The organism is Lachnoclostridium sp. MSJ-17, from assembly GCF_018918205.1.
GTDB lineage: Bacteria > Bacillota > Clostridia > Oscillospirales > Acutalibacteraceae > Ruminococcoides.
This window is the reverse complement of the sequence record NZ_JAHLQB010000018.1, coordinates 1-9,482: the sequence shown is the minus strand read 5'-3', so window position 1 is coordinate 9,482 and position 9,482 is coordinate 1. Positions and strand designations below refer to the sequence as shown.

Below are 9,482 nucleotides of genomic sequence, written 5' to 3'. Positions count from 1 at the left end.
CTGTTGTCTGATAGTTCAGTCAGTTTTTCGATATATGGGTTGATCTCTGAATACATAAAGCACCTCCAATTAAAGTGCAGTATGTGTATATAACATACTGCACCATTTATATATAAGGATAACATTCTTGTGTAAAAACCGTTTTGCTGTTTCAGCTCGCCGGGCGTGCCCTGCTCGTCTGATTTGCCGTCCTTGATGACTACGATCTTATCCGCTCCGGCAATGGTGCGCATACGGTGAGCGATGATCATAACCGTTTTGTTTTTGATCAGGCGTGAAAGCGACTGCTGGATAAGCGTTTCGTTTTCCGCGTCAAGCGAGGCTGTCGCTTCGTCAAGCAGAATAACCGGCGCGTCTTTGAGAAAAGCACGCGCGATCGAAATTCTCTGGCGTTCGCCGCCGCTGAGCTTCGCGCCGTTCTCGCCGATGACGGTGTTGTAGCCGTCAGGCAGGCGTGAGATGAACTCATCGCAGTTGGCAAGCCTTGCAGCGTTTATGACTTCCTCGTCGGTCGCGTCCTTTTTGCCGATACGGATGTTCTCCGTGATCGTGTTATTAAAGAGCGTCACATCCTGGAATACGATGGAATAATATTTCAGCAGAGCTTCGGGATCGATGGTTGCGATATCCTCGCCGCCGAAGGTGATCCTGCCCTTTGTCACATCCCAAAAGCGCGCCGCCAAACGGGAAACCGTAGTTTTGCCGCCGCCCGAGGGTCCGATCAGCGCCGTGACCTCGCTTTGCTTTGCCGTAAAGCTGACGTCGCTGAGAACAGTCTCGTCGTCGTTATATTCAAAGCCTACGTTTTTAAATTCAATATCAAATCGTTCGGGCTGGAAGTCCTGTTTACCTTCCTGCTTTTTGATATCGTTCATCGCGTTTGTGCGGTCGATGTTGACCTGAGCGCTGTTGAGAGCACCGAGGTTGATGAGTGTACCCGCCATCGGCTCGTACAGTCTTGAAACGACAAGCAGGAACATAAAGAAGGTGATGACAGTTATCTGACCGCCGAGAAGCAGCGCGGAACCGACAAGCGCGGTTGTGGCGATACCGAACTTCAAAAACATCTGCGCGGGCACGATAAACGCCGCCACGCCTAATTCCGCTGCGATGGACTTTTTCTCATAATCCTTGATGACGTCATCCAAGCCGCCGATGTATTCCGTTTCGGCGTTATTGCTCTTTAGGTCGCGCAACGCCTCTATATCTTCCTGAACGCCTTCCTCAAGCCTTACTCGCGTATCGTTCTTGCTCTTGTTGAAGCGGTTCTGTGTTCTCTTTGACAGCCTGACGGCTAAAAGCGATACAGGCAGCACCCACACCGATGCGAGCGCCATTCTCCAATCGAACGCGAAAAGCGAAATTGCTATAATAATCGTCGAGATGATCGAGCCGTAATACTGCGCCGCCTGATGCGAGAAGGTATGCTCGATAACGGTACAGTCGTTTAATATCGTTGTCGTGAGGTCGCTCAGATCCTTCTTTCCGAAGAACGACAAGGGCAGCTTTCTCAGCGTTTCGGCGAGGGTGATCCTGCGCACGCCGCTTTCCTTATATGTCGAGAAGAAGGTAGCGTTATACTGCCAGAACTGCGTGATGTAAATCAGCAAAAGCGACAACACGATCCCGATGATGTAAAAGAGGATCCTGCCGCTGTTTACGCCGTTATTCAGCATATCTTCGGTCAGCGTATAGAGCAGTCCCACCGGGAACATCAGCACTAAATCCGATACCGTGCAGGCGCATACGGCGCCCAAAAAGCCTTTAGCGCCCTCGCGCGACATCGCGTATCTACGCATAATTTTTTCAAGCATTCTTCTCACCGACCTTCCACGAAACAGAGGACTGATAATCCTTCCACATCTTGTTATAGATTCCGTCTTTCTTTAACAGCTCGCCGTGAACACCCTGCTCCGATATTCTGCCGTTATCAAGCACGATGATATTGTCGCAGCCCTGAATAGTCGAGAGCCTGTGAGCGATCATTATCACGGTTTTATTCTTTGAAAGCTCCTTGAAGGAGTTTTGTACGAGGTATTCGTTTTCAGGATCGGCAAAGGCGGTCGCCTCATCAAGCACGACGATCGGCGCATCCTTAAGAATAGCTCGTGCGATTGCGATCCTCTGCTGTTCACCGCCGGAGAGATACACGCCCTTTGCTCCGATAACGGTATGGATGCCGTCGGGGAGCTTTTCGATAATATCCGTACACTGCGCTTTTTCAAGGGCAAGCAAAACCTCTTGCTCGGTGGCATCGGGACGGGACAGCCTGACGTTTTCGAGGACAGACCGCTTTAGAAGCTTGCTGTCTTGGAACACATACGATACCGTATTCATCAGTTCTTCCTTTGGGATATCCTTGACGTTAACGCCGCCGATTTTTACAGCGCCGTTCTGCACATCCCAAAAGCGCGCGATAAGTCCCGCAACGGTGGTTTTGCCGCCTCCCGAAGGTCCGACAAGCACAAGCGAGGTACCGCTTTTTACTTCAAAGCTCACGTTATCCAAAGCGAGGTTTTCGCCGTCATAGGAGAAACTGACATTCTCAAACTCGACGGAATGATCGTCAGGGGTTATATTCTTATCCGCGTTTTCAAAGGGCTTTCTGTTGAGCACGGAATCTATCCTGTCGAACGCGTCCGCTACGGTCATATTGCCCTCGCTCATAAACATTACTCTCTGCATCGTTGTGACGATCACGGGCGTGATGATCACATAGAACAGGAATGACATCCTTTGCTTCCGCTCTGAGCGGATCTTCAATACAAATCACCGCCGCGAGCCAGCCGTCGATCGAAAGATACAGCCGTGAGTACGCGCTCGATATGGCGAGCAGCTTCTGCTCAGTGCCGAGCGGAACCGCCGCGCCCATATCCTCAAAAATAAAATGATAGCTTCCTATCTGCACCTGCGCGCCGTCAATAGTGGATTTTACCCCGTGAGCCACAACGTACTCCACCTTCGTGTGCATCTCGTCGTGAATCAGGTTTTTCTCCTTTGCCGCACGGACAACCGCGTTTGCAATGGAATGAGGGAAGTGTTCCTCTAAGCACGCCGCGATACGCAGCATTTCATCGGGGGTTTTATCGCAAAATGAAACCACGCTGTGAACAGTCGGGTTCGCTTTCGTAAGAGTTCCCGTTTTGTCAAATACGATTGTATTGGCTGCAGCGATTTTTTCCAAAAATTTGCCGCCTTTGACCGTGATTCCGTAGGCGTTTGCCTCTCTGATTGCGGACAATACCGTTACAGGTATAGCGAGCCTGAGCGCGCAGGAAAAATCAACCATCAAAACAGACAGCGCTTTGGTAATGTTTCGCGTCAACAGCCACATCAACGCTGTCCCGAAAAAGGTAAATGGTACCAGCTTATCCGCAAGGTGCTCCGCTTTACTTTCCACATTTGATTTCAGCTTTTCGGTTTCCTCGATCATCGTGACGATTTTATCATACCGTGAAGCACCCGCGTTTTGCGTTACACGGATGGTCAGCTCGCCTTCCTCGATCACAGTACCGGCATAAACAGTTGCACCTAAGCTTCTGCGGACGGGTACGCCCTCGCCTGTCAGGGTAGCCTGATTCACCATTGCTTCGCCGTCACTGACAATTCCGTCAAAGGGAATCATACTGCCGGCGTTCACGATGATTTCATCTCCGGAGTTTATCTCGGATGATTTCACCAAAACAGGCTGTCCTTCTGTTTTCAGCCACACCTTGCCGACGTTCAGCGACATACTGCCCGCCAAATCGCTGATGGACTTCTTGTGCGTCCAATCCTCTAAAATCTCGCCGATTTCAAGCAGGAACATCACCGAACCTGCGGTTTTGAAATCACGTCTGAGCATTGACACCGTGATAGCGGTCGCGTCTAAAACAGATACTTCCAGTTTGCCTTTTGACAGGCATTTCAGGGCTTTCCAAATATACCGCGCGGCTTTTACCGCAAGGATCGCAATACGGATATATTTTGGAATAAACCAACGCCTGAAATACCTTGCGGCGACTTTCCGGGACAGCTTGCCGATATACTCGCTTTTCAGCTCCCTTGCCGCCGCTACCGAAGTCAGGGCTTGCTCAGGGACAGTTGCAGTATTTGGCTCCGTTTGGCAAAGCAGCGCAAGCGCTTCTTCTTTGCCGCACAAATACTCGATCATCAAATCGTTTGTAGCAGGATAGACCTTGCAGTGTTTGATCTGTCGATTGGCGTTCAGCGCGCAATACAAGCGATCAAAATCCTCCTGACTGTATTGTGTCAGAATATGTATCCGCAGCCGTCCGCGTACTTCGTGAAGAATTTTAAACTTCATTATCGTTTGCGGTTTCAACCGGCTCGTCGGGTTCTAATTCAAGCTCGACAGACTTTTCGTTTTCCTCACGGTCAAGGTTGATTTGCTTTGCTTCGGCATAGATATCCTCGGCGTTTTCCTGTACCTTTGTCACGGTTTTCATCACGCTGTCTTTTGCCCGAAGCGCCGCCGCGGTGCAGTGTGTATAAGCCTTTTTTGCGTCCTTGCTTGAAAGCACTTTGATGCCCGCCGTGCCGAACAGAACGCCTCCCAAAAATAATAATGCGCCTTTTCCTATTGTTGTCATCGTTATGTCCTCCTAACTATTTGTGCTTGTAACCGGTGATGAATGTCATCGCCATACATACAACTGCTGCGAATGCCCAGAATTTATGATGTTTTATGATAACCACTCCTTATTGCATAGGTTAGCATACGCTAACTGTGTTACAAAAAATAAAAATCAACCCATTGATTTTCCAAATATATTATATCTTTTCTATCATCTTTTGTCAAGCAGAAGCGCCCGCTTTTCAGCGAGCGCAGGTGCAGAATTATGAAATTGGTATTGACAAATAGGGATTAGCAAAATTAAACCAACGCCGCGCCAAGATTCTTGCAAGCGGCAACGGCTTCATCATCGGGAGCGTCATTTGCGATCACGCAGTCGCAAGCAAGAGATACGCCCGCGTTTTGGCAGGATTCCTGCCAGTCGCGCATCCACTGACCGTCGCCCCAGCCGTAGGAGCCAAATAGAGCGACCTTTTTACCATTCAGAGAAGGTAAAACCGCGTCGAACATCGGCTGGAATTCATCCTCCTCCAAAACCTCGTCGCCCATTGCGGGGCAGCCGAACGCGATCGCGTCAAAATCCGCGACCATATCGGCGGAGAAATCAGAGGCGGTAAATATACTTACCTCAGCGCCGGCTTCCTGCGCACCCAATTTAACAGCGTCCGCCATTGCTTCGGTGTTGCCCGTTGCGCTCCAAAAAACGATTGCTATATTATTCATGATAAATCTGTCCTTTCTATGCTGCTTTATTAACTACTAATTTGTTGATCGGCGTGCCTTGAAGCCATTTGGAATAATAGATGTCGGAGCATTTTTTATACTTGGCAAACGCGCGCAGGGCTTTTTCTTCATTACCGTAAACCTTCCAACAACCGCAGCATTTACAGCAGTTTCCCTTATGAAGAATGAAGCCGCGGACGTCCTCGGGAGGGTAACCGAGAAACAATCCGATTTCGTGCGGAAATTCGGGACACTTTTTCACTCTGCTTTTCAGTCTGTTCAGACAAGCTTTACAGTCAAAGCTTTTGTATCCCATTGACGCTAAAATGGATTGTGCCTGTGGATCGGACAAATCCTTTTTAAGCTGTGTCGGGCGAAATACATAGATCAAGGCGCGCTTCTCGCCGTATCCCAATGGCTGCATTTTCACTCCCTTATGACTGAAACGCCGGTTAAACTCCTGCGTGTAACGCTCAACATCTTGTTTCTGCGAATAAACACAAGTAAAGAGATTGGCGGTTTTCAGCCCCGCGAGAGTGGGAGAACAATGCTTGATGATCAAATCTTCCGACATCTGTTTATTCCTCCGTGGTTTCGTCTGTGGTTAGTACGGGCTAACCGTTGTTCAAAAAACAAACATCCTCCAATCGGATGTTGTATCTGTATCAGTTACCCTCTGCTAACCGAACAAGTGTAATATATCATATCTTTTTACTTTTGTCAAGAGATTTTTTAATAAAAAAGAATCAGCCTACAGAAAAAACGTTCCGTTGGCTGATATGATTATCATAAATCTTCGTTCAAATGCTTTTTCAAAGCTGCGAAAGTAGTAGAGCTGATAACGTGCTCGATCTTGCAGGCGTCGTTCACGGCGTTTTCTTCATCAACGCCGAGCTTCATAAACAGCTTGCTTAAAACGGTATGGCGATCATAGGTGCGCTCGGCGACCTCCAAACCCGCTTCCGTCAGCGTAATACCGCCGTCCTGCGCGACCTTAATATATCCGCCGTCACGAAGGATTCCCATTGCGCGGCTGACACTCGGCTTTGAATAACCAAGCTCCGCACCAACATCTATAGCTCGGACAAATCCCTTATCCTTCCTGAGAACATAAATCGTTTCCAGATACATTTCGCCTGATTCCTTGAGTACCAAAGCCTTCACCTCCGCCGTTTGATGAAAGCATTATAGCACATATATTTTAGATTGGCAAGTATACCAATTCAATCGTTAATCTTCGTGTTTTATAATTATATTTTTATGCCGACAAAGCTTGTTCCCTGTTCATAAGATATGAACGGTAAAAATCTCCGCGAGCTTCGTTCAGTCGTCTGTATGCTGCGGATTTTTTCAGATGATATCTGCCCGCGATTACAGTCATGGGCTGATGACGGAAAATCTTATCCATCAGAATGCGATATGAGAGAGAGCGTCCTTTATCCTCGGCGTTTGCGCTGCGTCGGATGAAATCTATCATTTCGCAGTATTCAACACTGCTTTTCATCTCATAGGAAAACATCGGAGAATCATCAATACCTTCCAACGGATATTCCGCAATTTTCTTTGTAAACATCACCTTTTTTATATGATTACGGATAACCGCCGCGGCATAGGTCTTGAATGAAACGCCTTTGTTCGCATTGAAGTGCAGTACCGCTGTGCAAAGAGCGACCGCGCCTTCCTGATACGCGTCCTCTAAGCTGTAGCCCGTGGAAATCTCTTTTCCGTCAGCAAAATGAAAGCTGGAAGCCACCACGGTCTTACCAAATTCGTAGTATTCATTCACCAAATCGCGCTGTTTTTGATTCAATACCGTATTTTTCATTCTCTCCTCACCTCACAAAACAAAAAGGACGCACAACGAACAGAGGGAAAGTTCCCTCTTGTTTTCGTTATGCGTCCATACGCCGGATAAATCCCCGGCAAAATCTTCTAAATAGTCAATTATCTATAAAAGCAGAAATCTTTTTTCTATCTTGTTTTCTTTTTGGGAATGATTGCATAAATGCCATAACCCAAACATGCTCCCAGCATATTCAAGATAACATCATCAATGTCAATATTTCGATACATATTGCCAACAGCAAAACCAATCAACATTTGCGATAATTCAATTGTTAAGGTAAACAATAATGCAGCCAAAAGTTTCTTCCACCATTGCATTTTTTCAAAACGCAATGATACGATTATTCCAAAAGGTATTGCTAAAACAATATTCCCGGCGATTTGAGTGATAGCTGTAGACGTTATTCCGTTCTTTAAGGCTTCTGAAATAGTTTTAAATGGTATGAAATTATACCACGTCACCGATTCTGTATACTCTACTACACTATCGTAAACGATCGGAAACAGCGTTACAGCTGCAACACCGGTCAGATAAACGATAAATACACAAGTAAGAATCATTCTCTTGATACAGACCTTCTTAATCAAAGCATAAACAATGTATGCAGATAACAAAACGGCTCCAATCAATACTGCTAAACCGTAAGAAATTATAAATCATCACATCCTTATCCTTTATCTAAAATTCAGGCTCTTCCTCGGCGTCGATATACCATCTGCCGTTGTTTGCCTTGACCGCTGTTTTCAGCAGCTCGTTATCCGCCGCACGCTTCACCTTTGTATACGGAATATCGTGTTCCTTCGCGTAATTGTTCAGCGAAATATATCGGACAAATGGCGTGTCCTTCGCAATCAGATACACATCGTCCGCTTTTTCAAACGGGAACAGACCTTCTTTGAGCTGCCGCAGAAACTGCTGGTAATCAATTTGGTGCATAGCGGCATACTCCTGCGCGCTAATATATCCCTGCTGCTTGAACTCGGATTTCAGAGACTTTTGCTCTCCCCTGTTTTCAAGCTGCCGGGCAAACCGCTCGGCTTCGTCCCGGTCGATATACCATCTGCCGTTGATCTTTTGGGCGGTTTTCAGCTTGCCGCTTTTGGCGTAGCTCCAAAGCGTGCCCTCCGTAATCTGCGGGTGCTGTTTGTGAAATGCCGACAGTTTGACAAGCCGTTCATCGACAGGCGCGTGCCGCTCACAGAATGCGAGCAAATCAGCCTCCTCCGCATAGCCGACGCCTTTGATCATCTGAGGCTGCGCCGCTTTTCCGGCGTAAACCTCCGTCATATATAAGGCATACATACTGCCGCGCTTTTCCTCGGCAATATCCTCATTGCTCATAAAAAACTGCTTTACCCTTACCAAAGCCATCAGCTTATATTAGATTAAAAACAGTGAACCTTTTCGATCGCTGAGTTGTATATATAATGAAAGACTTTCATCAACAGGAGGGAATTGACATGAAAAGAATCATCAAAAGTATGCTTTCCGCACTGCTTATAACAGCCCTGCTGATCTCCCTTTTGACGATCAGCGCGGGCGCGGCGTTACCGCCCGCTCTTGTCGGCGATGTAAACTGTGACGACAGCGTCGATATCCTCGATGTCACGCTGATCGAGCGTTATCTGATCGACAACGTGGTTTTCTATGATAACCAAAAACCGGTTGCGGATTTTGACAGAGACGGAGATGTTTCCGTGATCGACGCCACATGGATCCAGCGCAAGGAAGTAGGTATGACGATCCCCGAGGGTTACGGCGGTTGGTTGGTTCAGGATATTTTGGTAACGAGCTTCTACGCCGATTATGCTTCCGGCAAAGCCGCGGCAGGCGTTCCCGTGACCTTCACCGCTCGGGCGAACTGCGGCGCAGAAGGCTGCACCTATGAATTCTATATCGACGGCAAAATGATACAGGAGCGCTCACCGGACAATACCTTTACCTACACCTTCCCCGAGAGCGGAGATTATAACGTTGAGGTTAAGGCCTTTAACAAAGACGGTTTCAGTGAACTTTGTCCTTACCGGTATTTTGCAGATATCAACGATTCGCCGTATCAACACGGCAATTACCATGTCGTCGACAGCTATCCGTATGATCAGCTCGGACTCCTTTCCGTCAATTGGATCGATTACGAATATCGTCCCGATCCGACATTAGAGGTTCGCGCGACAGGCGGCACAGCTCCGTACACCTACAGCTATACGATCCTCGACCTTGACAGCGGAGAGAACTATTCAAAAGAATACTATGAAAAATTAGGCTGGCAAATGCTATACGATCAGGACGAAAACCCCTATCTGTATCGTGATTTTTCCGAGAACAGCTCCCTGACGA

Annotated in this window: 11 protein-coding genes; 1 reads left to right on the top strand and 10 read right to left on the bottom strand. The window is 47.6% G+C overall.

Features of this window, described 5'->3' with window-relative positions:
* From KQI64_RS01245 to KQI64_RS01200, 10 genes are all read right to left on the bottom strand, one after another.
* Positions 1–1,814: ABC transporter ATP-binding protein (locus KQI64_RS01245; protein WP_216522964.1), on the bottom strand; the 1,814-nt coding region annotated here is incomplete at its 3' end.
* On the bottom strand, positions 1,807–2,667 hold the full coding sequence (locus tag KQI64_RS01240) for an ABC transporter ATP-binding protein (protein ID WP_216522963.1): 861 nt from the start codon (positions 2,665–2,667) through the stop codon (positions 1,807–1,809). The genes KQI64_RS01245 and KQI64_RS01240, both read right to left, overlap by 8 nt.
* A complete protein-coding gene (locus KQI64_RS01235; RefSeq protein WP_216522962.1) occupies positions 2,594–4,306 on the bottom strand; it encodes an HAD-IC family P-type ATPase in 1,713 nt (570 codons plus the stop codon). The genes KQI64_RS01240 and KQI64_RS01235 overlap by 74 nt, the downstream gene beginning before the upstream one ends.
* Positions 4,296–4,592 carry a DUF6110 family protein gene (locus tag KQI64_RS01230; RefSeq protein WP_216522961.1) on the bottom strand — a complete coding sequence of 99 codons (297 nt, stop codon included), beginning with the start codon at positions 4,590–4,592 and terminating at the stop codon, positions 4,296–4,298. Before KQI64_RS01230 ends, KQI64_RS01235 begins: the two co-directional genes overlap by 11 nt.
* Positions 4,593–4,876: 284 nt before the next feature.
* Positions 4,877–5,299 (bottom strand): flavodoxin, encoded by a 423-nt coding sequence (locus KQI64_RS01225; RefSeq protein WP_216522960.1) that lies wholly within the window; start codon positions 5,297–5,299, stop codon positions 4,877–4,879.
* Between the two features lie 16 nt (positions 5,300–5,315).
* A complete protein-coding gene (locus tag KQI64_RS01220; protein ID WP_216522959.1) occupies positions 5,316–5,873 on the bottom strand; it encodes a DUF3793 family protein in 558 nt (185 codons plus the stop codon).
* A 212-nt stretch (positions 5,874–6,085) separates the two neighbouring features.
* Entirely contained in the window at positions 6,086–6,454 is a 369-nt protein-coding gene (locus tag KQI64_RS01215; RefSeq protein WP_216522958.1) for a metal-dependent transcriptional regulator, read from the bottom strand.
* 103 nt (positions 6,455–6,557) lie between these two features.
* Positions 6,558–7,124 carry a sigma factor gene (locus tag KQI64_RS01210; protein ID WP_216522957.1) on the bottom strand — a complete coding sequence of 189 codons (567 nt, stop codon included), beginning with the start codon at positions 7,122–7,124 and terminating at the stop codon, positions 6,558–6,560.
* Between the two features lie 146 nt (positions 7,125–7,270).
* Entirely contained in the window at positions 7,271–7,732 is a 462-nt protein-coding gene (locus KQI64_RS01205) for a VanZ family protein (RefSeq protein ID WP_216522956.1), read from the bottom strand.
* A 91-nt stretch (positions 7,733–7,823) separates the two neighbouring features.
* The gene (locus KQI64_RS01200) at positions 7,824–8,516 is read right to left on the bottom strand and encodes a hypothetical protein (RefSeq protein WP_216522955.1); all 693 of its coding nucleotides are present in this window, start codon (positions 8,514–8,516) and stop codon (positions 7,824–7,826) included.
* Between the two features lie 89 nt (positions 8,517–8,605).
* On the opposite strand from KQI64_RS01200, the gene KQI64_RS01195 reads away from it, so the two are divergent.
* Positions 8,606–9,482 (top strand): dockerin type I domain-containing protein (locus KQI64_RS01195; RefSeq protein WP_216522954.1); only part of this gene is annotated, 877 nt, incomplete at its 3' end.

Bases quoted from the DNA above. Each gene is read 5' to 3' on its own strand.
- KQI64_RS01240 (WP_216522963.1), bottom strand. From the start codon at position 2,667: ATGAGCGAGGGCAATATGACCGTAGCGGACGCGTTCGACAGGATAGAT.
- KQI64_RS01235 (WP_216522962.1), bottom strand. From the start codon at position 4,306: ATGAAGTTTAAAATTCTTCACGAAGTACGCGGACGGCTGCGGATACAT.
- KQI64_RS01230 (WP_216522961.1), bottom strand. From the start codon at position 4,592: ATGACAACAATAGGAAAAGGCGCATTATTATTTTTGGGAGGCGTTCTG.
- KQI64_RS01225 (WP_216522960.1), bottom strand. From the start codon at position 5,299: ATGAATAATATAGCAATCGTTTTTTGGAGCGCAACGGGCAACACCGAA.
- KQI64_RS01220 (WP_216522959.1), bottom strand. From the start codon at position 5,873: ATGTCGGAAGATTTGATCATCAAGCATTGTTCTCCCACTCTCGCGGGG.
- KQI64_RS01210 (WP_216522957.1), bottom strand. From the start codon at position 7,124: ATGAAAAATACGGTATTGAATCAAAAACAGCGCGATTTGGTGAATGAA.
- KQI64_RS01200 (WP_216522955.1), bottom strand. From the start codon at position 8,516: ATGGCTTTGGTAAGGGTAAAGCAGTTTTTTATGAGCAATGAGGATATT.